Raw genomic sequence first — 24934 nt, forward strand, 5'->3', positions numbered from 1 at the left:
AATTATGAAAAAGATATTTTCAATGATGATTCTTTCTGCGGGAATTTTGGGACTTTCATCTTGTTCTGATTTCCTGGATCAGAATTCTCCTTCGGAAATGAATCAAACAACTGTGTATAACTCAACATATTACACAAGTTTGCGTGTGAATAAACTTTATGGTGGTATGGGCCAAGACCGTACTTATTCACAGGATTGGAGTATTACAACCAATATAAACAGTGATATCGAGCTTGTAGACGGACTCGGAAACGGTGCTTATGAAGCAGGTAACCGTGGTGCCGGAAACTATAATGTTTCTACAGGATGGAGCACTCTTACAGATGAGTGGACTGCAATGTATGGAATCATTGAGGATGCTAATGATATTATTGAAGGCATTCGCCAGAGCCCACTTTTTGTTGAAGGCAATGATTCATACCAGGAAATGGGCCGTTATCTCGGTGAAGCTTTGACTATCAGAGCTATGGTATATTTTGACATGTTGCGTTATTGGGGTGATATTCCTATGAAACTCGAAACATCTCAGCCTGATTTGAGCAATGCGTTCATGGCCAAGACTGACCGCGATGTTATTATGGACACATTGATGGTTGACCTTGAGGAAGCTACAAAACTTTTGCCTTGGGCTGGTGAGAACGGATATACCACAGAGCATGTAACAAAGGGCTATGCTCACGCCCTGTTGGCACAGATAGCCATGACACGTGCAGGTTATGCTATACGTGAGAAGGCTAAGGACGGATATGAGACAGCAAGTTATTCAGATCCTGTGTATCCGACACAGCGTCCTGGTGCAGAGGAGCGCAAGGCTCTTTATGAGAAGGCATTGAAGCATCTTACAGCCGTTATCGTATCTGGCAAGCACCAGTTGAATCCTTCGTTCGAAAATGAGTGGTATCTTATCAATCAGCAGACATTGGATTTGACATATCAGGAGAACTTGTTCGAGATACCTATGAAGTATAACGTTACAAGTGAGCTTGGTTATACAATTGGTGTGCGTATCACAAAGGATAATGCTACATTTGGTAATGGTAACTCTAGCGGTAAAGTTAAGTTGACAGCTCCTTTCTTCTATTCTTATAAGCAGAACGATACACGCCGTGACGTAACTGTTGCTCCTTATGAAATCACTACTACAAGCGGTAGCGACAATAGAGCTGAGCAGGCTGTTGAAAAGATGCTTAAGAATGCTCCATTTGGACTTTATGTAGGAAAATGGAATCCGAGATGGATGTCTGAAACATGGCTTTCTGACAACCAGAAGATTGACTCAAAGCACATGACTGGTATCAATCCTGTTAAGATGCGTTATTCTAATGTACTGCTTTTCTATGCAGAGTGTATGAACGAATTGGCTGGAGGTCCTGATGCAACATATCCTGATAATGCTGGCTTGACAGCCCGTCAGGCTTTGGCTCTCGTACACGAGCGTGCTTACGATGACGAGCATAAGGCTGAAGCTCAGGCTTATGTGGCTTCTCTGCCGTCAGATAAGGAAGGATTCTTCAACGATGGTATCGTACAGGAGAATGCATGGGAGTTTGCAGGTGAAGGCTTCCGCAAATATGATCTGATTCGTTGGAACCTGCTTGTTCAGAAGATTTATGAGTTTAAGCAGACATATCTGCGTCAGCTTGCTGATGGAACATATCCTGAAAAAGTGTTCTTCAACTATACAGATGACTCAAAGAGTCGTATCGATTTCTCTTCTGTGACATGGTATACACCTGTTGAGGAAGTTAATGAGGCAGATTATCAAGACAGCTGCGACTGGTTCGGAAAGGCTGATCTTGAATCAGGAACAGATACTCAGGTAAATACAAACCTTCCTTCTATATGTAGCGGACTTGTTGGCAATGATGTAAATTCGATGGATGCAGGTGTTGCAGTTAAGAATCGTTATTTGATGCCTATAAGTTTGACAACAATCTCTGACTCACAGGGATACTTAAGTAACTCATACGGTTATTAATTTACAGTAAATTAAAAAAGGATGAAAACTATTAATAAATTTTTCAGTTCAATACTGATAATGTTTTTAGGTCTCTCTGTGGTTTCTTGTACAGACGGAAACGACTGGGGCTTGGACAGTGCTTTTGACAGATTGTTTGGAGTTGGAGAGGACGACATTACTGTTGAAACAACTGCAACAACTGCAACAGTTACTTTCTCGGCAATGTCTGCCACAAAGGACTCTTTATATTTTGTTATCGAGGTCAGCAAAGACTCTTTGTATGACGAAATCGCAATGGGCGGTGAGCGTGCCAAAGTTTTTGGACTGAACAAGGAAATCAGAAAGTCTCCTGTTGTTCTGACAGGTCTTGACGGTGACTCTAAGTATTATATGCGAATAAAGACAATGTCTGATACAAAGGCAGAGTCTAAGTGGGTTTATTATAAAGAAGGTGAATCTTTTAAAACTCAGGCAGAGCAGATTTTTGACGAGGTGCTGGCTGATGACTATACAGATTCTGAGGTTACATTACGCTGGAATGCACCGGCTGATTCTGTAACAAACATCCTGGTTGTTCAGGGCACAGACACAACTGACTATGTGTTGACTGAAACAGATAAGGCAGAGCAAACTCATACGTTTACAGGTCTGACTCCTCTGACAACTTACACCTTTATAATATATAATGGTGAGGCTAAGCGTGGTACACAGACTGTTACAACTTCTGCTGCACCTCCTGCTGCAAGTTATACAGAGTATCTTGATGCTGACATTGAAAGATTCAACCAGGCTCTTATGGATGAAATCCTGGCAAAAGCTCAGGCTGCAACAGGTTCTGGTAATGTAAGCGTTACAATTGTATTCCCGGCAGACAAGACAATTGAGGTTATTGGTGATGATACTCAGAGCGATCCGGGTGCACTTACAGTTCCTGACGGAATGTCTGTTAACTTCTTTGGCCGTGGTGGTGGTGAAACACCTGTATTGCGTCTGCTGAAGAGCATTGACATCGCTGGTTCACATAACTTCATAACATTCCAGCATCTGAAGATTGTTGATGACGGTTCAGGCGCTAACTATCTGATTAACCAGAGCAAGGCTTGTACTGTAGACAAGATTGAATTCACTGACTGTGAAGTTTCTGGTATGAAGAATACTTTCTTCCGCCTGCAGGGCAGCGAGGCTAAGGTTATCAACAATCTGGTTATTGATAACTGCTTGATGCATGATCTTGGCTCAGGATATTCATTCATACATGTTGATGACAATGGAAACCAGGCTGTATATGTTAACAACATTAAGATGACAAACAGCACTTTCTGGAATATCTGTGTTACGGGTAAGACCTTTATCTATAGTGAGAAAGTGAACATGAACTCAATCTACATGGAGTATTGTACTTTCTATAACAACAACGGTAGCGGTCAGTACTTTATCGATTTCAACGATAAGACCTATGGTCCTGAGACGTTCTCTGTATTTAACTGCGTATTCGGTAAGACTCCGGATGAGGCAACAAACAAGAACATCAGAGCAAAGATTGAACCTGAAGTTGTGAACTCATATTGCGCAAGCGACTTCTATAAGTCTAAGGGCTTCCCCAACATAACAATTCTTGATTACACATCAGATAAGTTGTTTGTTGATCCGGCAAATGCAGACTTCCACTTCATTTCAGGAACATTAGATAATTCAGGTGCTGGTGACCCAAGATGGTGGCCCGCAGCAGAATAATCATTCATAAAATCAAAGAGGGGCAGGGCTTTTCTGCTCCTCTTTGATTTTCGTTTATTAGCATAGTTGGGTATAATATTATAGATAAATTTATTTTACTCATCTCACGGGCTTTATCAGTTCGTTGTTTTAATAATAAAGAAACTATTTTTCGTTGTTTACATTTTATGTATAAAACAAGTTTTATTTTTAAGGTATTATCATTATTGTTGTGCTTGTCTTCTTTTCAGACAGCATACTCACAGGATAAGCCGATAGCCTTTCCAGGTGCTGAAGGTTTTGGACGTTATACCACAGGTGGACGAGGTGGTGCTGTATACCATGTAACCAATCTTAATGACAGCGGTACAGGATCATTTCGTTGGGCGTGCGAACGTAGTGGAATTAGGACCATCGTTTTTGATGTGTCTGGCACAATACATTTGAAGAGTGAACTCAAACTGCGTAACGGTAACGTGACGATTGCCGGACAGACAGCTCCTGGTGACGGTATATGCATTGCTGATCATCCCTTTGTAATAGCTACGGATAATGTTATTATGCGTTTTTTGCGTTTCCGACTTGGAAACAAATATGTAGATGACCATGAAGGCGATGGTCTTGGAGGTACTGACAACAAGAATATAATTGTCGACCATTGTTCTGTAAGCTGGAGCATAGATGAGTGCTTGTCTGTATACGGAAGCGAGAACACAACAGTTCAGTGGTGTATTGCTGCGCAGAGTCTTCGTGAGTCAGGCCATTCAAAGGGTGCTCATGGATATGGCGGTAACTGGGGTGGTTCTGGCGCAACTTATCACCACAATCTTCTTGCTCACCATGAGTCACGCGCTCCGCGCCTTGGCCCGCGCCCTGATACACAGACAGACGAGCGTATGGATATGCGCAACAATGTTATATACAACTGGGCCGGAAATGGATGTTACGGCGGTGAAGGCATGAATGTTAACATTGTGAACAATTATTATAAGCCAGGACCTGCTACAAATACAAGGAAGACTGATATGCAGAAGAGGATAGCAGGAATCGGCATCCGTACTTCTGAATACACAGATCACGATACAGACAAACCTAATGAATGGGATGTAATGTGGCACGTCTGGGGCGACTTTTATGTAGACGGAAATGTAAATCCTAAATATTCTGATGTTACTAATGACAACTGGACATACGGTATTTACAATCAGATAAGCAACAGCGGCAACGACAATACGTTCACGCAGGAGACCCGAGACACGATGCGCATGTCAGAACCATTGACGTTTGAGGCCGTAACAACACATTCGGCTGAGATGGCTTATGACAGGGTGCTTGCCTATGCAGGTGCGTCACTGCACAGAGACTGGGTTGACGAACTCGTTGTAAACGATACGCGTAATGGCGGTGCGTCATGCACAGGTACATCCAGTGCAACAAGCAAGTTGCCGGGCATTATTGACAGCCAGGACGACTTGAAGCAGGCTTTCCCTGATGCAGGAGATGATTGGAGCGCATGGCCTGAACTGAAATCTGAGGCAGCTCCGTTAGATACCGATGGCGACGGCATGCCTGATGCATGGGAAGACGCAAACGGACTTGACAAGAATAATGCCAGTGACGGAAAGACCATAGGAGCTGACGGATATTCAAATCTTGAGAGATACATGAACAGTATTGTTGCCGAGATAATGGAGGCTGGCAATGAAGGCGGAACGCTTCTTAGCGGCAATCAGATTTATGATGATGACAACGACCCGTCAGATGGTGAGACTGTTGTTTATGAACTTTCATCAGATACATATCTTAATTCTGATTCTGGAAATTCTGCTTTATGGATTTTCAACAATGGTTTCAGCATTTCTAATGATGGCGGTAAAGGCTATTCGAAAGGCGAGCAGGGCTGTGTCAAGTATTCAAGCGGAGTGCAGTTTACAGTGAACATTCCTTCAGGCAAGAAGGTTACAAAAGTAGGCATTTATGGATACGACAACTATGCTGACGGCGACAGCTATCTCGCAGAGCTTAACGGCATGGAATATTCAGAGACTGACTATGTGTTCCCGGCAAAAATAGGCACAACTCCGGTGTATAAGTCTTATGATATAGAACTTGTTTCACCTGCCGAAGGCACACTTACGTTTAAGGCAGCCGGCAAGCAGTGTGTATGGAAACTTTCTCTCACAACAACAACTCCAACCGGCATCTCTGAAATCAATACTGATGAAAAGAATGCAGGAAAGATATATAATCTGCAGGGTGTAGAAATGAAAGGTTCATTGCAGCCCGGAATATATATCCGTAACGGCAAGAAGTTTGTTGTTAAATAGAACGTTTAAACAGCAGATAAAATAATTATTAAGGCAGAAGTCATTATCACAATGGCTTCTGCCTTTTTGTTTTAAAAAGCGTTTGTAGGAAGTTCTTATTTTCTGTTTTGTCAGAATTATTCAGACTGATATTGGATTAGCAGACAATAATCCGCTTAATATAAAGCACCATTTTGGCTTGATTATGATGACTGACCTGAAGCCAGTTGATTAGGCTTGGTTCCCTGTTTTGGTTCATTTACATTTTGTTTTGTATATAAACAGATGAACCATGTAAAAAACATTTTGTGATATTTTTACTTTTCTTTGGTTTTAAGTATCTTTGCATATGTGATAAATCGTGACTTTATTTAAAGTCTTTTTGAGTTCTTGTAAACTGTTTAAAATCTATAATACCAAGAAAACGATGAAAAAGCGAAATCTATTTGTTGTAGCGGCTGTCTTTTGTTCTGTTGTTTCAGGTGCTCAGACTCTTCCTTACCAGAATCCTAATCTTTCCGCAAAGGAACGTGCTGCTGATTTATGTTCAAGGTTGACGCTTGAGGAGAAAGCCAAGCTGATGCTCGATCAGTCAGAAGCAATCCCCCGATTAGGCATACCCGGCTTTGCATGGTGGAGCGAAGCCCTTCATGGCGTCGGACGCAACGGCTATTGCACGGTGTTCCCTTCATGTATCGGAATGGCTGCGTCTTTCGACGATGTGTTGCTCGAGCGTATATATACGGCGGTGAGCGATGAGGCACGTGCAAAGAATACGGCACAGAGAAAGAAGGGCAGCGTGGGCCGTTATCAGGGCCTTTCGTTCTGGACTCCAAACGTAAACATTTTCCGTGATCCGAGATGGGGACGCGGGCAGGAAACTTATGGTGAGGACCCGTATATGAACGCGCGCATGGGACTTGCCGTGGTGCGTGGCCTGCAGGGACCGGCCGGACATAAGTATATGAAGCTTTATGCCTGCGCAAAGCATTTTGCCGTGCATAGCGGTCCTGAGAAGACGCGCCATCATTTTGACATCGAAAACCTGTCGCCACGTGATTTGTGGGAGACTTATTTGCCGGCCTTCAAGGCGCTTGTGCAGAAGGGAGGCGTAAAGGAGGTTATGTGTGCATATCAGCGTTTTGAGGGAGAGCCATGCTGTGGCAGCAACAGGCTGCTTAGGCAGATCCTTCGTGACGAATGGGGATTCAAGGGGCTTGTGGTGAGCGACTGCGGCGCCATCAGTGATTTCTGGACTCCTGGCTGCCATGAAGTCTCACCCGATGCTGCTTCTGCCTCGGCCAAAGCCGTTATAAGCGGCACCGACCTCGAATGCGGAAACAGCTATAAGGCTCTGCCTGATGCCGTAAAGGCCGGAGCCATAACGGAGCAACAGATAAATACAAGTGTAGAACGGCTGCTTGAGGCACGTTTTGAACTGGGCGACTTTGACCCCGACTCACTTGTTGAGTGGACCCGCATTCCTGAAAGTATTATAGCGAGCAAGACCCACAAGAAGCTGGCGCTCGACATGGCACGCGAGCAGATGGTGCTGCTGCATAACAAGAACAACACTCTGCCGTTGACAAAGGACGCTTCTGATATTGTAGTTATGGGACCTAATGCTGCCGATTCGACAATGATGTGGGGCATATATTACGGTCAGCCTACACACACCATCACGGTGCTTGAGGGAATGCGCAACAAGCTTGGCTCTGGCGTAAGATATGTCAAGGGATGCGACATAACGTCAATGACCGAGAGTGAGAGCATTTTTGGACGCATGACAGGACTTGACGGCAAGGCCGGAATGACAGCAAAGTTCTGGAATAACACCGATATGGACGGACAGCCTGTTTATGAAGGCAATTATTCGAACCATCCTCAGTTTGATACCGGAGGCAACACCGTATTTGCTCCGGGAGTGGAGCTGAAAGATTTTTCTGTCAGGTTCAACGGAAACTTTACGGCTGACAAGACAGAGACGCTGTGTGTGAGATATCTGAATGACGGACGCATACGCCTTATTGTCAACGGAGACACTTTGGTAAACAGAAATAATAAGAACGAGGTGAGGCTTAATGAGCGCCGTATTAAGGTTAAAGCCGGCGCCAACTATTCTGTGCAGCTCGACTATATCCAGTTTGGCAACGGTGCTTCGCTGAATTTTGACGTATCAAGAATGCAGACACTCACAGTTCCCGGTGTGCTCAAGTCTGTTGGTGATGCATCCACTGTTGTGTTCGTTGGCGGTATATCGCCCAATCTGGAGCGTGAGGAAGCTAAGGTTACGGAGCCGGGATTTGACAATGGCGACCGTACCAGCATTGAACTTCCCTTAGTTCAGCGCGAACTTATCAAGGCTCTTCATGATGCAGGCAAGAAGGTTGTGCTAGTCAATTGCAGCGGTAGTGCGGTTGCGCTTACACCAGAACTCGAGACATGTGATGCAATTCTGCAGGCATGGTATCCAGGTGAGCAGGGCGGTACGGCTGTGGCAGATGTTCTGTTTGGCGATTACAATCCCGGCGGCAAGCTTCCTGTTACATTCTATAAGAACGACAGTCAGCTGCCTCCGTTTGACGATTACAATATGTCAAACCGCACCTACCGCTATTTTAAGGGCGAACCGCTGTTCCCCTTTGGATACGGCTTAAGCTATACGACATTTGCTGTAGGCAAGCCGTCTTATGACGCCTCAACCGGTAAGATAAAGGTGAAGGTTGGCAACACCGGCCGTCGTGACGGAGTAGAAATCGTGCAGGCATATATGCGCAACACGGCAGATGCAGAAGGACCGCTGAAAACATTGCGCGGATTTGCGCGTGTTGAGCTGAAGGCAGGCGAGACGAAGACCGTAGAAATAGATTTTCCGCGTGAAGCTTTTGAGGGCTGGGATGCTCAGAGTAATGCCATGAGAGTGGTGCCGGGCAGGTATGACATCATGGTCGGAACATCGAGCGCTGACAAGGATCTGAAGCGTATAAGCGTGGATGTGAAGTGATAAAACAGAAAACTCGTTTGGCAACACGACATTTTCTCGAGTAAAAAGTCATGACATTTTAAAATCGCGAAATAGCGATTCAGATGGCTGTCATTGGCCTAAAAACATTCAAAATCTATGGCTTTTAGCAGCCTGAAAGGTGAGTTTTGATATGAAAACCATTGACTTTGGGCTATAAAACAAGCCTTTTGACACTGCAAAACATGTCATTTTATGTTATAAAAGCATACCTTTTACACGCTGAAAGGTATGCTTTTGCTTTTATTATACAGTGTGAATTAATATCTGGATGTTATAAGATGTTGATAACCAATGCTTTATCATATGTCTTGTAAAATGCAGGATTTTAAGGCTAGGGATATCTTTTATTTTCGCGATGGCCTTTCTGTGCACGTTAAAGGTTCGGATTTTAGAAAACTTTTACATCCCTTCATTTAGTTTTATGTGTCGTAACAAGCCGTCATTCATATAGACTTCTCAGTCTGTTTCATTCCGGTTGAATATATTAAAGTAAAAGGGATGCAGCCATGACAGCTGCATCCCTTATGATGTATAATCTGTTGTTTAAGATTATTTGTTAACGAATTTCTTGCCGTTCTGAATCAGAATGCCCTTTGTGTTCTTGCTTACGCGCTGACCTGCGAGGTTGTAAACAGGAGCATTTGCGTCAAACTTCTCAACTGTTGTGCCGCTGATGCTTGTGCCTGTTTCGTCAAGCTGATAGAGGAAAGGCAATACTGTATTTTCCTTCTTTTCTGTATATACACCGAATGTTGTATAAGTACCGTCACCCCACTGGATGAAATATCCGTTGTTGGCAATCTTGAATGTACCGTCAGTCTGAGCCTCTACAGTCCAAACGCTAGGTTCAGAACCTACATTGAATGAGTTGTATGTTCCGCTCTGATACATGTATCTGTCGTAGCAGTCCTGTATTGTGTAGCCTGAACCATTCTCTGTAAATACGAAGCTGTCATCGTATGTGCTCTTTATTTTGATAACGTCAGTAAGTTCATCAATAGAGCCTGAATTCAAGTAGCCGTATGTGTAATTTTCAGAAAGCGGATATGCATAGTATGTCTTATTGTCACGCTGAGCAACGATAAGATATTCTTTACCGCTTGTTATGGCAGCAACTTTCTTATAAGTGTTATATTTGAACACTTCGATTGTGCAAGTAGCCTTGCCTGCATAGTATTCATCGTTTTCCTCAGAAGTGGCTGTGATAACAGCTGTTCCTAATTCGCCACCTAATGTGATAGTTCCCTCGCTGTTTACAGAAGCAACGCCTTCATTGTCAGATGCAAATGTAACGGCTGCTGTTGTAGCTTTAGTAAATGTAGGAGCTGTAAACTCTGTTCCCTGTTCAACAGAAACCTCATCTTCGCTGAACTTAAGTTCTGCGTTCTTCTTTGCAACTCCACCTGCAAGTGTTACTACGGCATTCTTGTAGCGGTTCTGAGTTGATACACTTGAGTTGTTGGCGTCACGTGAAGCTGTGAATGTAACTTCGGCAGCATCTCCGGTCCATGTAATGTTTTTGTCAGCGTCTTCAGTTATAGTGCCGACATTGGCTGTGAGGACACCCCATTTGTCAATTTGGCCATGCTCAAGAGTGATGCTTGTCATGTTGCCTGTTGTAGATGTGAATGTCATTGTACATCCGTCAAGAACTTCATTGCTTTTTCCTCCGTAAAGACGTACTTCTCCGGCTTTATTGTATGCAGGAGGATTTTGAGAGTTGCCTTTGGCAAATGAAACAGTAATACCGTCTACAGTCTGTGGCATTTCTGTTATGTCGCTAATTGTTGCGTTGCCATATAATGCGGTAAAGTCGAATGTTGTTTGCGCAAATCCTGTTCCGCATATAAGGGACAGTATTGCAACTAAAGATAAGCGTAAAATTTTCTTCATAATCATAATTTTTTTAATTATTAATGTTGTTATATGTTTTACAAAAATAGAGATTTTATTTGTATTGGACAATTCTTTTTATGTTAAAATGTGGTTAATATTCTTTATCAAAAAAAGAGTGAGCAACATTAATGTCCTCACTCTTTTCATAAAGGTCTAATAAAACGAATCTTATTTTATAACTTTATCAGTCTTTGTCTTTCCGTTTTCGTAGGTTATCTTTCTGATATTTATGCCTTTAGCTGGTGCATTTAACTTGGCTCCGCCAAGTGTGAAGTATTCAATCTTCTTTATTTCAGAAGTGGTAACTTCATTGCTTATGCCTGTAGATACGCACGAAGGATAATACTCGTCAACGGTATTTATGGCATCCGTGTTCTGAGATTTCATGATATTCTCAACGATAGAGTTGATATAAACCTCAACGTTGGTGTACCATCCTTTCTGTGTGTCTATAGTATACAGACTTGCATCTGAGGCATCGTTGGGATTAAGGCCGTTGGCAATTTCCCATTCATCGGGCATTCCGTCGTTGTCGCTGTCATAGCCGTCAGGGCGCTGACCGGTGGGGAAGTTGGCTTCGGTGTATCCGTTAACATCAGAAACAAGGTCTACAAGACCTTCCTGCTTGGTTACAGAGCCTGTATATGTTGCCGTACCTGTCTGGGCTTCTTCCATATAGCGGGCATCAACCTCGTCGCGATAAATAGATGCACCGCAGTAGAGCATGACCTTGCTGAATGCGTTTTCTGCACTGTGGGTTGTAACCTCGCCCATTGGAGCTGGCTCGTCCATCTTTATTCTGACGCACATTTCGCCGTCGCTGTTTGCCACGTGTTCAACGGCATCTCCGTAATAGTTGTTTACGTCCTTAGAATATTCTTCGCCATTGATGGTGTATGTGCCGTCGTCATAGCTTACGCCGCTCCAGTCTCTGTTTTGAGTTATTGAACCTCCGTGAGTTTCTGTAGTGTTGCCTGCAATGTAGTAACGGCTGGTCATACCGAAGATCTTCGGATGTCCTTCAGAGTTTCCATCAGCAGCAACTGAAATTTCTGTAACCTTCTTTGCTTTGCTGTCCGGTGTAGACGGACCGCCCTTATAGTAATTGTTCACTATATTAATTTGTCCGCCGCCTGGGCCTCCGTAGCAGCCGTTGCTGTTGCCCCAGTTATACATCACACAGTTGCGGAAGTCAACATTTTCGGCCTGAACAGAGTTCTTCCAGTTATATGTGCTGTACAGTTTGTTGCCCGTGTATCCGCTCCATTCATAGCGTGCGCCGTTGAAACGCGGAACGCGGTTGGTTACGTGTGCTATCATGTTGTGGTGAAAGCTTGCCAGCTTACCGCCCCAGATGCCTCCGTAGCCGTGTGCGCCCTTGCCGTGTCCGGCGTTGTTAAGGCTCTCGGCAACAGTGCACCATTGCATTGTAAAGTTATTGTTGTCGTAGAATGATGCAACTTCGTCTATGCTCCAGCTGAAAGAGCAGTGGTCAAGAATAATACCTGTTGTTTCTCTTTGCCATGTTGCGTCTGCTCCGTCGTTCTTGTCTTTTTCCTGTCCGCGGCGCACGCGTATAAATCTTATGACATTGTTTGCTCCCGGTCTTACAGTATAATATCTTAAAGTTATTCCGGGGTAGGGTGCTGTCTGTCCGGCAATGGTGGTGTTTGCGCCGATGCTGATATCAGATTTCAGAGGTATTACTCCGGCAACATCAAATACGACAATCTTCTTAGAAGATCCGCTGACAGCAGATCTGAAAGAACCTGTACCGCTGTCGTTCAGATTAGTTACATGTACAATCTTTCCTTCGCGTCCGCCCGTTACGTAGCGTCCGTGACCTTCAGCTCCGGGGAATGCGGGAGCTTGCGCAGAAACAGCAATGGCACTCGCTGCCATTGCTGTTGTCATTAAGAGTTTCTTTTTCATTAAATGCTGTTAGAATTATCTTTTGTTATATCTGTTTTAATAAATGTCAGATGCTTTTAAGTAGATTTTGTCTTGCTGCTGATTACTGATTGAGCTTGGCAACATCGTATCCCATGCGCTCCATCTCCAGTGAAGCCCAGATAAACGGACCAACGCCTTTTCCGTCGTTGTCGCGTATAGGTTCACTCATGTAGTAGTTGAACGAGCCGTCGCGGCGGCGTCCTTTTGCGTTGTCGGGGCCTAAGCCTGACACTTCGCAGCAGCGTGTAAGTGATACAGTCTTGTCTGCATTCACCTTGATAAACTCTTTCAGTATGCCTTTATAGCCTTTCAGTCCGGCTTCTTTCAGGTCGTTAGAGAAATAGCCGAGGCGTGAGCCTTTCAGCAGGACGTATGTAAACATCGAAGAAGCTGTTGCTTCGAGATAGTTGCGCGGATCTTTAACGTCGAGCACGTCATACCATAAGCCGGTCTTCTTGTCCTGATATTTTACGGTTGCCTTCATGACGTTGTTCAGCATATCAATCAGTTTACCTCTGTTCTCATAGTTTTCAGGGAGAACGTCAAGCACTTCGAGTATAGCCATTGCAAACCATCCTTGAGCGCGTGCCCATGTATGTTTAGACAAGCCTGTTTCAGGATTAGCCCAGAACATCTTCTGAGTTTCGTCCCATGCATGTTTCCACAGTCCAGTCTTTTCATCGTATGTACGGCTGTATGTCTTTGAAATCTGCTCGAAAGTGTCGTCATAATACTTCTTTGCCTTTTTCTCGCCTTTCAGTATAGGTGCTCCCATTGTGTAGAACGGATGTCCCATATATACACCGTCGAGCCATACCTGGTGTGCATATATAGCCTTGTGCCACCACACTCCGTCCTTTGTGCGAGGCTGCTTTTCGAGCTGTTTGAACAGAGTTTTCAGGGCTTTCTCATTCTTCTTCTCGGGGAAAAGGTTGTTCATGCGCAGGATATAGCGTGCCGGACGTGTGTTGTCCAGGTTGAAGTCTTCATATTTGTATCCTGTGATGTTGCCCTTTTCGTCAATCATCTTAGCCGGGTATTGCTTCAGATAGTCTATGATGCTCTCGTCTTTGTATGCCAGATAGGTGTCGAGCATTGATTCGAGCTCTATTCCTACAACATATCCCCATTTTGGCTTTTTTGCGAAGTCAATCATGCATGGGTCTGGGTTGCGCTGCATTTCAGAGTGTACCATCCACTCGCTGTAGTTTTTGAACGGAGCCTCGGCGAGGATAAGTGAACCGTTGATGAAGAGGTTATCGTAGTTCATGTCGCGGGTTTTGCCCTTGATGTAAACCGGCTTGTCATAAACGCCGTCAAACTTACAGTTCTTCAGATTGATGTTGTATACATTGGTCAGTGAGTCGAATGCTACAACCATGATTCCGTATTTGCTCTTCTGGCAGGTTACGTTCTCCATGTAGACGTTGCGTACTGTCGGGTAGAATCCGCGACGGCCAATTTCTTTCGGCTCATAGTCAAGATTGATCTTGAGCACAGCCTCGGCGCACTGGCCAACTTCAACGTTGCGCATATAGATGTTTTCAATCACGCCGCCACGGCATGAGTTTGTCTTTATTCTGAGAATACGGTCAAGGTTTGGGCTGTCCATTTTGCAGTTTTCAACAAACACATTGTTGCATCCGCCTGAAATCTCAGAGCCGATAACCACTCCTCCGTGTCCGTCTTTCATTACGCAGTTGCGCACAATTATGTTTTTGCTCGGACGTCCTACATAACGGCCCTTGCCGCCTTCGCGTCCGTCCTCGTTGCGTCCGCTCTTGATTGCGATGCAGTCGTCGCCAGTGTCGAACACGCAATTCTCAATAAGAACGTTCTCGCATGATTCAGGGTCACAGCCGTCTCCGTTAGGGCCGTCGTTGTGTACGGTTACGTTTCTTACGGTTATGTTCTTGCTCAGCAGCGGGTGCATTACCCAGAACGGTGAGCGTACCATTGTTACGCCTTCAATCAGAATACCGTCACACTGATTGAAGTTTACCATCTGAGGGCGCAGACCTTTTTTCGGGCCGAATATACGTTTTTCGATAGGCACTCCGTTTTCTGCCATTTTCAGCAGGTCGGCGCGTCCTCCTGGATTCTGCTGCTTTTCCTCAACAACAATGTCCTTGCTCTTAGGAGTCTTTCCGCTCATCAGCCACCATGTGTCGTCAGAACCGTTACCATCGATAGTTCCTTCTCCGGTTATCGCGATGTCTGTTTCCTTGTAAGCATAAATCAGCGGTGAATAGTTTATGCAGTCGAGTCCTTCCCAGCGTGTTTCAACCAGAGGATAAAGGCTTCTGTCAAATTCGAAGAATAGGGTAGCACCCTTTTCGATTACAAGGTTAACGTGGCTCTTCATTCTGATGGCGCCAGTCTTCCATGTTCCTTGTGGGATTACAACACGTCCGCCACCGGCTTTTGAGCAGGCCTCTATAGCCTTGTTGATGGCTTTCTGGTTTTTTGCCGCACTGGCCTTTAGCGATGCTCCATACTTTGTTATGTCAAAAGTACGGTCGGCAAACTTAGGCATCCTGATGCTTTCTTCAATTTGTTTGTACTGCGTTTCCCATACTGATGCCGTCATGGCAAGCGGAAACAGTAGGCATAGCAATAATGTCTGTAATTGTTTCATAAAAACTAAGTTTGTAATGTATACGTAAAGTTAATATATGTTATTATTTTTTTGATTGTTGGTACAAATATAGTGAATATAATTTGAATACGAAAGCTTGTGTGTATTATTTTGTTTTATTTTTTGTAATATGCTTTGATTTACAGCACTTTGCAATATGTAATGCAGAATGCCAAAATGTAAAATATTTAACATTTTATGTAGCCTAAATGTTAAATATTAGTTTTTTAAATCAAAAAACTTGCAATTGTCATTGAAATGCCTTATATTTGCGACATCTTATTTATGATTTCGAAGTTTTAACGAAATCGTCAGAGGTTGACAGCATCCTGCGTCAACCTCTTTTTGTTTTTGCCCGTGATAGTTTGTCTGTTATGAAAAATATTGTTACTTTTGTATATCGTTAACCAACATAATATATTATGAAAAAAATCAGGTTTATGTTTGTGCTGTTGTTGACAGCATTCTTTTTCTCTGCATGCGACAAACCCTATGATGATTCGGAAGAGGGCATAGATGACGGAACGGAGATTGTCGGCGGAACGGATAAGGACACCGGTTCGGATGATGAAGATGAAGGCGATGGTGAGTATGATGATGATACAGGCATTTCTTTTGGTGATGTTGTGAATGTAGAGACGTTTATCAGTAAGCCTATAGTTGATCAGGTATGGGTGAAGGGCTACATCGTAGGTTCGGCAACTGGCGCCAATGGTAAGAAACGGTATGATTTTGAACCTCCGTTTGATCACGATACAGCATTACTCTTGGCTGACGATCCTGCAACAGCTGACCTTTCTCATGTGGTTTCAGTATGCCTCACGTCATGCTCAAAGAAAATACGTGAGGAACTCAATCTAAAGGAACATCCTGAAAATCGCGGCAAGGTGTTGTCTGTGTTTGGTTTCCGCGAGACGTATCTTGCCATTCCCGGAATAAAGAAAATAGATGCTTACGAATTTTCGAATTAGGATGTTGATGTGTCTTGTGTTTTCGGCTGTTGAAGAATTGTCAATGTCATTTTTTTGCATCTGATCTTGATAAATCCTTGACTGATAGGGCGATAAAATAATTGACAACGCCTCACGGCGTTGTCAATCTCGGATAAACTTATATAATTAAAACACGATAATATAACGTCTTGTCAAATGTAGCGTCAATGTGTAACACTCACGTCAACTGCATATAGCAATATTACACAGCTATGCAGTGACACGGCATTTATTAGTCTGATATTAATTTTATAAGATTGACCATAGCCCCTTACATCGAGAGAATAGGTCTTACATCATAAGGCAGGTATTCTGACTTTGTTCCACTTTCAAGCACCTTCCCGTTTTCACAGTGGCATGTTACTTTTAAGTTATAAAGGAACTTACAGCTGCGGGACAGTCGGAGATTTTCACCCCGTTCCCTTTTTAATCGAGTCGTATCGAACCTTAATCATCCGCAAAGATACATATAGTTTGTCAAAGTTCAAAAGAAAAAACGTTATTTTTCTAAAATATTTGTGCGTGTAAACATTTCTTCTTATATTTGCACGTACAATATGATTGTTTAATATTAATTTAATTTAGATAAAGCCTATCGAAACACTGTTTACCTAAAATTAAAAAATAAGAATAAAGAAATGGAAAATATAAGTAGGTTGACTGATGAGGAGTTAGCTATTTCTTATGTAAGGGGAAACAACAGGGCTTTTGATGAGCTATTATCAAGAAATCAGAGCAAATTGTTCTCATACATATTGTTTGTCGTCAGAGACGAGGACAAGGCCAACGACCTGTTTCAGGAAACTTTTGTGAAGGTTATAACAAAGCTGCATCAGGGCAGGTATGTTGACAGTGGAAAATTCGGAGCGTGGATTATGCGCATCGCGCATAATGTCATTATGGATTGGTATCGTGAGCAGCGTTCGCGTAATCTGATTGAGCCTACTGACGAGAACGATCTCTCTAATCTCAGCGGCAATGAAATACTGGACAGCAACGTTGAAAACCGTTATGTAAACGATCAGATAATGGTTGATGTCAAGAACATGATGAATATGTTGCCTCCCACGCAGCGTGAGGTTGTGTTCATGAGGTTTTATCAAGATTTGTCGTTTAAGGAGATTGCCGAGACTACGGGAGTCAGCATCAATACTTCATTGGGCAGAATGCGGTATGCTATCCTCAATCTGCGCCGTATGTCAAAGGAACATAATATAGCGCTCCAGCTTGACTGACCGGTCAGACTTGCGCCGTTCTTAAGATTTAGTCAATATTGAATAACTTTAATAATATAGATAAGTCGATTTAATTCGGTTTTTTATTGTATGGTGTTGCGGACAATAGGTCGTCTTAATCTGTTGGCAACATAAAATGGCGCAGACTGTATTATCCGTCTGCGCCATTTTATATTGTATATTATTTTATGCTTGTTTTCTGCGTCCAACATTGAGCGTTTAGAGTTGCTTCAGGTCGTGTATGGTGGCAGCCGGATCTTTTGATTTGAATATATAGCTTCCGCTGACCAGAACATCCACGCCGGCTTCAACTAGTCTTGGGGCTGTTTGGCTCTGTACGCCTCCGTCAACTTCGATAAGTGCCTTTGAGCCGGATTCTTCTATCAGCCTTCTTAAGCGCTTTACTTTGTCAATGGTGTTTTCTATGAATGCCTGACCTCCGAATCCGGGGTTTACACTCATTATTAGCACCATGTCAACGTCCTTTATGACATCTTCGAGCATACATACAGGTGTCGACGGATTTAGCGTTACGCCGGCTTTCATGCCTGCTTCATGTATTTCATGTATTGTTCTGTTAAGGTGTGTGCATGCCTCGAAGTGCACGTTCATCATCATGGCTCCTGTCTTTGCTGTCTGCTTTATGTATCTTTCAGGTGCTGTTATCATGAAATGCACGTCAAGCGGCTTTTTGCATGTTTTTGCGACAGCTTCAATTACTGGGAAGCCAAATGAAATGTTTGGCACAAACACTCCGTCCATAACATCAAGATGGAGCCAGTCAGCCTCGCTGTTGTTTATCATATCGATGTCTTTCTGCAGATTAAGAAAATCGGCAGAAAGTAATGAAGGTGAAATTAATGTTGCCATAAATGGTAGGTTTCTAATTCAGACAATAAGCTTCGTTTTTTCCGTTAAGTTTTATAGACCTGTAGGTATAAGCTATCTGCTTGATAATGTTTAGCGTATTCTTAGACGGCTTGTTTTCTTCTTTGGTAAAATATTTCATAGGCAAATTATTTTTAATTCTATTATTGTAACGATGATAAATCGTTTTTATTACTCTTTTATATGTCTTTTTTTCTGATTTCGTCTGACAGAAGCTGTTGATGTTTAAAATATTATTGAATTACATTTAGATATTAGGGCTTTTCTGTGTGTTTTATGCTCTTTTGTTGTTGCATTGATGTTCTTGTTTTTATATATAACTGTGCTAACGTTGTAAACATAACTTGCCGTATTGTGTTAAAACTGCAACTTTTTTGATAAAAATGTACCAAAAAGTTTGTTGCTTATAGAATAATGTTTATCTTTGCAATCGGTTAAGCTGGGGTATCCGCTTGATTTGTTGGTGAGTGTGCCTTTGTTTTATGCGGCATACGTATAAATAGATAAAATTTACTGAAAACAATATTTGCATAGTTATGGCTTAATTCACAAAAGCAGAATATAGCGGGCTATTGTACTGTGTGAAGAAGAATTATACATTTTTTGAGGCCTGCCGTTTCGGCAGGCCTTTTTTATTAAGATTAGTTTATTAGGTAAAAATTTCGTGGCGTGTATGCCTTAATAGGCAGAATATTTGTATCTTTGTTACATGGCAGAATTCATCAGTAATGTATTTAAAGGAATTTGTCATAGCTAATTTATTTATGTCTGAAACGAAACTGTAGTCATGATAATAAAAGTTTGTGGATTGCGCGATCCTGAAAATATACGTGCCGTCATGGGGCTTGGCGCTGATATGATAGGCTTGGTATTTGACAGAAGAAATCCGCGTTATGTCTCTTCGATACCCTCTAATGTCGGCTTATTGCCTGATTATGCAAGTATACAGGGGCATGATCTGAATGAGGATGGAAAAGTGGCAAGAGTAGGAGTCTTTGGTAGCGATATGCCCCAGAACATTATAACGATGGCTTATAATTATAAGCTCGATTATGTTCAGCTTTATGGCAAAAACGACGAGATAATGATAAATAATCTCCGGCTGACTCTTAGGGATGAGATATGTCCGGGAATAAAGTTCATTAAGGCTATTGGCATTGCTGATATGGAAGATGTCGGACTGTGGCGTAAGTATAAGAATGTTGCTGACATGCTGCTCTTTTATCCTAAAAAACAGTATGGCGATGATGTTGACACAAAGTTTGACTGGAGCTTGCTTGACTATTATGACGGTGATATACCGTTTATTATAAGCGGCGGAATAGGACCTGATGACGTGGAGAAAGTGCTTTCGTTGACTCATCCTTGCATGGCAGGAATAGACATTAACAGCCGTTTTGAAACTTCTCCAGCCGTAAAGGATATTTCTTTGTTGAAGCCGTTTATAGAAAGTATAAGAAATGGATAGCAGCATAGCCTTGTTGCTTTTGATATTATTTTATGTCGTCGGAGGCGGCAGTCGCTTACAGGCTGTTTTAGCTTTTGTATCAGTTTAGCTGATAAATGTTTTTGACAGAGGAAGGTTAAATATAAATAATTTGCAATGACGTTAAAAGATTTTTTAAACGAAAAGGATATATTTGCGGCAAATGCCGGCATGGAACTCGTGGAGGTGAGAGAGGGATATTCACGTGCAGTAATGACGGTTGGCAAGTCGCATCTCAATGCCGGTGGCGTTTGTCAGGGCGGTGCGCTTTTTACACTTGCCGATTTGGCTCTGGCTGCAGTAATGAACAGCCATGGACAGCTGACGCTTAGCATAGAAAGCACGATAACGTTTCTGCACAGTGCCGTAGAAGGTGATGTTCTTACGGCTGAGGCAACAGAAACGTGCAATCATCACAAAATACCTTATTGCGAGGTTAAGATATGCAATCAGGACAATAAACTAATTTGTAAGTTTACAGCTATAGCTTACAGGAAAAAGACAGACTTCAAGTTTGACGCTTTGATGTAAAGCGTCAGACTGATTGCTTTGATTATTGCTTGGCAATCAGTCTTCAGACAGGTCTGCCACCATCTTTCTGTACATGGTGTACATGTGTGTGCGTGATATGTAGCCCAGCAGGTGGTTCTCGTTGTCGAGCACAGGCAGCATGGCAGAGTCGGTCTGGTCAAACTTTTTCATCACAATCTCCATTGTGTCGTTCACGCTTAGCGTTGCTTCTGGCTGAGACATCAGTTGCTTGACCTTGAAGTGATGATACAGCTCAGTCCTGAACACAATGTGGCGAAGCTTGGTTATGTCTATTTCGCCAAGCAGGTTGCCCGCATCGTCGAGCACAGGCAACACGTTGTTGTGGCTCTTACTTATTGCGTGTACGAGCGAAGCCAGGTTGAGTTCGGGAGACACGGCCGTGAAACTCTTGTCAATCACGCTGTCAAGGCTCATAAGCGTAAGCACGGCCCTGTCCTTATGGTGCGTTATCAGTTTCCCCTGACGTGCCAGTCGCATGCCGTAGATGCTGTGGGGCTCGAATATTATGATGGTAAGATATGCACAGATGCTTACAATCATAAGAGGGATGAACATCTGGTAGCCGCCGGTTATTTCGGCAATGAGGAAGATACCCGTAAGCGGTGCGTGCATCACTCCAGCCATTACGGCCGACATTCCGAGTAGTGCAAAGTTCTTCTCAGGCAAGTATATTCCTATTTCGTAGATGTTCCATACTCTTGCAAAGAAGAAGCCTGCAAATGCTCCTATAAACAATGAAGGAGCGAATGTTCCGCCGCATCCTCCGCCGCCGTTTGTGGCAGAGGTGGCAAACACCTTGGTGAGAAGAACCATTCCGATGTATGGCAGGAGCATTTCGCTGTTGCCGTAGAACGGCGAGTTGTGCAGGATGGTCTCCCATTCGGCTTCAGTCTTTCCGTTTAGCAGGATGTTTATGCTGCCGTATCCTTCACCGTAAAGTGACGGAAACAAGAATATCAGCGGGCTTAACACCATTGCGCCGAGCAGAAGCTTTAACATGGGGCGGTTCTTTATGCGGCCGAAAACAGACTCGCAGGCGGTCATGGTGCGTATGAAGTAAAGGCTTACAAAGCCTCCGAATATACCCAGCAGAATGTTTGCCGGCACGCGTTCAACGGGCCATGCGCTGTCAAGATGGAAGAAAAACAGCGGGTCGCTGCCCGTGAATATATACGTGAAGCATGTGGCTGTTACGCTTGATATCAGTATTGGCAGCAGCGATGCCATGGTAAGGTCTATCATCAGGACCTCGAGCGTGAACACAAGTCCGGCTATCGGGGCCTTGAATATTCCGGCTATCGCTGCTGCGGCTCCGCATCCTACAAGCAGCATCAGGGTCTTGTTGTCCATGTTGAACAGCTTGCCGAGATTGCTGCCTATTGCCGAACCTGTAAGTACGATAGGTGCCTCGGCTCCTACGCTTCCGCCGAATCCGATAGTTATGGCCGACGCTATCACCGAGCTCCAGCAGTTGTGTCCTTTCAGCCTGCTGCGCTTGCTGCTGATGGCATAAAGGATGCGGGTGATACCGTGGCTTATTTCGTCTTTGACTATGTAGCGGACAAAAAGTGAAGTAAGGTAAATACCTATCACCGGATATACAAGATACATCCAGTTGAATGTGTTTGCATCAAATTTAGATGTCAGCAAAAGGGCAATTTCCTCAATAATCCAATGCAGGATGAATGCTGCTATGGCAGCAAAAAATCCTACAAGAAAGCTTAAGAACAGCGTGAATTGGCGGTCTGTTATATACTGCTTGCGCCATGATATGATACGCTCCATCAGTGTCTGTTCGCCTGAAGCCCCTTCTGCAATTCCGTTAATACGACTCACTTTGTGTCCTTTTATTTCAGATTATAAAAACTTATTTTCTTATTATGTCTATCTCTCCGTTGTTTTTTATCTTTATTATGCTCGACGGAGTGTGCGGCTTATGTTCCTGTCTGCGGCTGAAGCATACGTAGTCTACAGCGTTAAGCAGCTCTTCAGAAATGTCGCAGTAGTTTTGCGCTGCCGGCTGGCCACTGATGTTGGCGCTTGTAGACACAATGGGCTTTTGGAATCTGTAGCACAGTTCTTTGGAGAATTCTTCGTTGGTTATGCGCATTGCTATGCTTCCGTCTTCAGCAATGAGGTTGGGCGCCAGGTTGACAGCTTCGTCAAAGATGACTGTAGTTGGCTTTGTGGCAAGCTCCATCACGTTCCATGCCACTTCAGGTGCATTGCGTACATATCGTTGAAGCCTTGCGTCTGAGTCTACCAGGCAGATGAGAGCCTTTGAGTCGTCGCGCTGTTTTATCTTATATACCTTCGCCACGGCCTCGGCATTGGTAGCGTCGCATCCTATGCCCCATACAGTGTCGGTGGGGTAGAGAATCACTCCGCCGTTTTTCATTACTTCAACTGCTTTTTTTATGTCGTCCTGTCTGTTCATTGCCTTAAATTATTTAAATGTTTTTATTGCTGTTCATCAAGTTGTTTTCAAACATTCCGGCGTGTTAGCCGGTGTTTTTACAAACTGCAAATATACATAAAAATACGATACACATAAAATATTACGTGCTTTTTTACTTTTTGTATTATATATTTATTGTGATTGGTCAATAAATGAAGTTCAGATAGCTGCAATGTCTGTTTTATTGTGTCTTTATTATATTAATTAAGGTGTTATTTTTTTGCTTGTCGTCTTTTGGATGATAGTTGTCGTCTTTTAGACTGCTGTAAGGCTGCTATGCAATACAGACGAGTGGAAGATATATTGGCAAGCCGTGAACTTTTTGTTCCGAAAGTTTGTCAAATTCTTATGTAGAAAAAGTAATGTCGTTTTTGAGGCGCGAAAATCGAAAGCAAATCGTGTGTTTTATGTTAAAGGAGGTGTCAAATCTTGATGTGTGTGATTTAAATTGTAAGTAAAATATTGTGCATTGGTTTCAAATCATTAACCTATTGTTTTCGGGTCGTAACTCGGCCACTTTTGCGTCAAAAGTGGCCCGTTTTCGTCACCTAAACAATAGGTTTTTCATTGCCAATCCGGCATATGATAAAGTCGGATGCTTTTATGCTGTTTGTATGTATCATCCTTTTTCACTTAAATATGCAACAAGGCGGCTCAATGGTTTAGCCAAATCCATTATATGAATGCAATAAAAAAGGCCCACAGGCAAATAACCTGCAGGCCCATTGGTATAATATCAAATTATGTTTTAATGTTACTTTCTGAGTTATTCCTGGATATCCCATCCAATGGCACTTGCGCCGAGCACGGCTGCAGAAGAACCGTCGAGGCCGCTTATAAGGAACTGTGCCTTGCCTCTGAATGTGTGGAACACGTGTTCATCGTAGCTCTTCTTGATCGGGTCCATAATCAGGTCGCCGGCTTTAGTGAGGCCGCCGAAGAATACAAAGGCTTCGGGTGAAGCGAAGGCTGCAAAGTCGGCGCAGGCCTCTCCGAGCATTTCGCCTGTAAAGTCGTACACTCTTTTTGCAAGCTCGTCACCTTTTCCTGCTGCAACAGAAACGTCAAACGATGTTATGTCTTCCGGTTTCATGTCGCGCAGCAATGAAGGCTCGTTTGATGTAGACAGAAATTCGCGTGCTGTGCGTGCAACGCCGGTGGCAGAGCAGTATGCTTCAAGACATCCTGTGCGTCCGCAACCGCATAATCTTCCGTTTTCACGTCTCATTATGACGTGGCCAAGTTCTCCTGCAAATCCGTCGCATCCGTAAACAAGCTGTCCGTTGATTACTATGCCTGAACCAACACCTGTGCCGAGTGTAAGCATGATGAAGTTTTTCATTCCGCGTGCCACTCCGTATGTCATTTCGCCTATGGCTGCGGCATTTGCATCGTTTGTTATGGCTACGGGAATGCCTAGTTTCTGGCTGAACATCTCTGCCAGCGGAACTACACATTCATGTCCCCATACGAGGTTAGGTGCGTATTCTATTGTGCCTTTGTAGAAGTTGGCATTGGGGGCGCCTATGCCCATTGCCTTAATTTTGTCGATGCCTCCGACTTGGTCGATTATTATCTGCAGTGCGTCTATTGAAGCGTCGACGTATTCGCTCACTTGCGAGTACGATTGTGTTTTTATTGCTGTTGTTGCCTTAATGTCACCACGGCTGTCGACGATGCCGAAAACAGAGTTCGTGCCACCGAGGTCGAGACCTATGACGTAGGGCTTTAATGCTTGTGAAATCATGATATTTTATTTTAAATAATAATTCTAGCAATGCAAAGTTATCAAATTTATTATACGTAGCAAAGTTTTGTATATAAAATTTGTT

The 24934-nt window shown here is 43.4% G+C and carries 16 protein-coding genes and 1 riboswitch; of the genes, 8 read left to right on the plus strand and 8 right to left on the minus strand.

Annotated elements, in window-relative coordinates:
- Positions 1 to 4: 4 nt before the first annotated feature.
- The 4 genes from EJL04_RS02620 (at position 5) to xyl3A (ending at position 8983) form a co-directional block, all read left to right on the plus strand.
- On the plus strand, positions 5 to 1978 hold the full coding sequence (locus tag EJL04_RS02620) for a RagB/SusD family nutrient uptake outer membrane protein (RefSeq protein WP_021853972.1): 1974 nt from the start codon (positions 5 to 7) through the stop codon (positions 1976 to 1978).
- Between the two features lie 21 nt (positions 1979 to 1999).
- Entirely contained in the window at positions 2000 to 3694 is a 1695-nt protein-coding gene (locus EJL04_RS02625) for a DUF5123 domain-containing protein (RefSeq protein ID WP_125103981.1), read from the plus strand.
- A 167-nt stretch (positions 3695 to 3861) separates the two neighbouring features.
- Positions 3862 to 6000 (plus strand): pectate lyase family protein, encoded by a 2139-nt coding sequence (locus tag EJL04_RS02630; protein WP_206429363.1) that lies wholly within the window; start codon positions 3862 to 3864, stop codon positions 5998 to 6000.
- Positions 6001 to 6406: 406 nt separating this feature from the next.
- The gene (xyl3A, locus tag EJL04_RS02635) at positions 6407 to 8983 is read left to right on the plus strand and encodes a xylan 1,4-beta-xylosidase (RefSeq protein ID WP_125103982.1); all 2577 of its coding nucleotides are present in this window, start codon (positions 6407 to 6409) and stop codon (positions 8981 to 8983) included.
- A gap of 570 nt (positions 8984 to 9553) precedes the next feature.
- Here the strand turns inward: xyl3A and EJL04_RS02640 are convergent.
- The 3 genes from EJL04_RS02640 to EJL04_RS02650 all read right to left on the minus strand — a co-directional run bounded on the left by EJL04_RS02640 (position 9554) and on the right by EJL04_RS02650 (position 15491).
- Positions 9554 to 10897: an Ig-like domain-containing protein gene (locus EJL04_RS02640; protein WP_164511715.1), complete on the minus strand. Its 1344-nt coding sequence runs from the start codon at positions 10895 to 10897 to the stop codon at positions 9554 to 9556.
- A gap of 171 nt (positions 10898 to 11068) precedes the next feature.
- On the minus strand, positions 11069 to 12832 hold the full coding sequence (locus EJL04_RS02645) for a pectate lyase (RefSeq protein ID WP_206429364.1): 1764 nt from the start codon (positions 12830 to 12832) through the stop codon (positions 11069 to 11071).
- An 82-nt stretch (positions 12833 to 12914) separates the two neighbouring features.
- Complete coding sequence (locus tag EJL04_RS02650; protein ID WP_125103983.1) at positions 12915 to 15491, minus strand: glycoside hydrolase family 88 protein; 2577 nt, start codon at positions 15489 to 15491, stop codon at positions 12915 to 12917.
- Positions 15492 to 15913: 422 nt separating this feature from the next.
- Here EJL04_RS02650 and EJL04_RS02655 point away from each other — a divergent pair, with 422 nt between their 5' ends.
- Positions 15914 to 16462 carry a DUF6359 domain-containing protein gene (locus EJL04_RS02655; protein WP_125103984.1) on the plus strand — a complete coding sequence of 183 codons (549 nt, stop codon included), beginning with the start codon at positions 15914 to 15916 and terminating at the stop codon, positions 16460 to 16462.
- Between the two features lie 306 nt (positions 16463 to 16768).
- A riboswitch (cobalamin riboswitch) is annotated at positions 16769 to 16948 on the minus strand.
- 173 nt (positions 16949 to 17121) lie between these two features.
- A complete protein-coding gene (locus EJL04_RS02660) occupies positions 17122 to 17718 on the plus strand; it encodes an RNA polymerase sigma factor (protein WP_021853963.1) in 597 nt (198 codons plus the stop codon).
- Between the two features lie 219 nt (positions 17719 to 17937).
- Here the strand turns inward: EJL04_RS02660 and rpe are convergent, their stop codons facing one another.
- Both rpe and EJL04_RS16690 read right to left on the minus strand, forming a co-directional pair.
- Positions 17938 to 18588, minus strand: a complete 651-nt coding sequence (gene rpe, locus EJL04_RS02665) for a ribulose-phosphate 3-epimerase (RefSeq protein WP_125103985.1) — start codon at positions 18586 to 18588, stop codon at positions 17938 to 17940.
- 13 nt (positions 18589 to 18601) lie between these two features.
- Positions 18602 to 18727, minus strand: coding sequence for a hypothetical protein (locus tag EJL04_RS16690; RefSeq protein WP_021853961.1), 126 nt, complete (start codon positions 18725 to 18727; stop codon positions 18602 to 18604).
- Positions 18728 to 19393: 666 nt separating this feature from the next.
- On the opposite strand from EJL04_RS16690, the gene EJL04_RS02670 reads away from it, so the two are divergent.
- Both EJL04_RS02670 and EJL04_RS02675 read left to right on the plus strand, forming a co-directional pair.
- Complete coding sequence (locus tag EJL04_RS02670) at positions 19394 to 20074, plus strand: phosphoribosylanthranilate isomerase (RefSeq protein WP_125103986.1); 681 nt, start codon at positions 19394 to 19396, stop codon at positions 20072 to 20074.
- A 135-nt stretch (positions 20075 to 20209) separates the two neighbouring features.
- Positions 20210 to 20623: a PaaI family thioesterase gene (locus tag EJL04_RS02675; RefSeq protein ID WP_021853959.1), complete on the plus strand. Its 414-nt coding sequence runs from the start codon at positions 20210 to 20212 to the stop codon at positions 20621 to 20623.
- Between the two features lie 36 nt (positions 20624 to 20659).
- Here EJL04_RS02675 and EJL04_RS02680 read toward each other — a convergent pair whose 3' ends face one another.
- The 3 genes from EJL04_RS02680 to EJL04_RS02690 form a co-directional block, all read right to left on the minus strand.
- Positions 20660 to 22429 carry a chloride channel protein gene (locus tag EJL04_RS02680; protein WP_053398166.1) on the minus strand — a complete coding sequence of 590 codons (1770 nt, stop codon included), beginning with the start codon at positions 22427 to 22429 and terminating at the stop codon, positions 20660 to 20662.
- 82 nt (positions 22430 to 22511) lie between these two features.
- Positions 22512 to 23081, minus strand: coding sequence for an L-threonylcarbamoyladenylate synthase (locus EJL04_RS02685; RefSeq protein ID WP_021853957.1), 570 nt, complete (start codon positions 23079 to 23081; stop codon positions 22512 to 22514).
- 787 nt (positions 23082 to 23868) lie between these two features.
- Positions 23869 to 24849, minus strand: coding sequence for an ROK family protein (locus EJL04_RS02690; protein WP_021853956.1), 981 nt, complete (start codon positions 24847 to 24849; stop codon positions 23869 to 23871).
- Positions 24850 to 24934: the final 85 nt, after the last annotated feature.

The sequence above is a fragment of the Prevotella marseillensis genome (assembly GCF_900625065.1).
GTDB classification, from domain to species: domain Bacteria; phylum Bacteroidota; class Bacteroidia; order Bacteroidales; family Bacteroidaceae; genus Prevotella; species Prevotella rara.

Coding starts and splice junctions, on each gene's coding strand:
- EJL04_RS02675 (WP_021853959.1), top strand. CDS start 20,210: ATGACGTTAAAAGATTTTTTAAACGAAAAGGATATATTTGCGGCAAAT.
- EJL04_RS02685 (WP_021853957.1), bottom strand. CDS start 23,081: ATGAACAGACAGGACGACATAAAAAAAGCAGTTGAAGTAATGAAAAAC.
- EJL04_RS02640 (WP_164511715.1), bottom strand. CDS start 10,897: ATGAAGAAAATTTTACGCTTATCTTTAGTTGCAATACTGTCCCTTATA.
- EJL04_RS02645 (WP_206429364.1), bottom strand. CDS start 12,832: ATGAAAAAGAAACTCTTAATGACAACAGCAATGGCAGCGAGTGCCATT.
- xyl3A (WP_125103982.1), top strand. CDS start 6,407: ATGAAAAAGCGAAATCTATTTGTTGTAGCGGCTGTCTTTTGTTCTGTT.
- EJL04_RS02650 (WP_125103983.1), bottom strand. CDS start 15,491: ATGAAACAATTACAGACATTATTGCTATGCCTACTGTTTCCGCTTGCC.
- EJL04_RS02655 (WP_125103984.1), top strand. CDS start 15,914: ATGAAAAAAATCAGGTTTATGTTTGTGCTGTTGTTGACAGCATTCTTT.
- rpe (WP_125103985.1), bottom strand. CDS start 18,588: ATGGCAACATTAATTTCACCTTCATTACTTTCTGCCGATTTTCTTAAT.
- EJL04_RS02620 (WP_021853972.1), top strand. CDS start 5: ATGAAAAAGATATTTTCAATGATGATTCTTTCTGCGGGAATTTTGGGA.
- EJL04_RS02660 (WP_021853963.1), top strand. CDS start 17,122: ATGGAAAATATAAGTAGGTTGACTGATGAGGAGTTAGCTATTTCTTAT.
- EJL04_RS02630 (WP_206429363.1), top strand. CDS start 3,862: ATGTATAAAACAAGTTTTATTTTTAAGGTATTATCATTATTGTTGTGC.
- EJL04_RS16690 (WP_021853961.1), bottom strand. CDS start 18,727: ATGAAATATTTTACCAAAGAAGAAAACAAGCCGTCTAAGAATACGCTA.
- EJL04_RS02690 (WP_021853956.1), bottom strand. CDS start 24,849: ATGATTTCACAAGCATTAAAGCCCTACGTCATAGGTCTCGACCTCGGT.
- EJL04_RS02670 (WP_125103986.1), top strand. CDS start 19,394: ATGATAATAAAAGTTTGTGGATTGCGCGATCCTGAAAATATACGTGCC.
- EJL04_RS02625 (WP_125103981.1), top strand. CDS start 2,000: ATGAAAACTATTAATAAATTTTTCAGTTCAATACTGATAATGTTTTTA.
- EJL04_RS02680 (WP_053398166.1), bottom strand. CDS start 22,429: ATGGAGCGTATCATATCATGGCGCAAGCAGTATATAACAGACCGCCAA.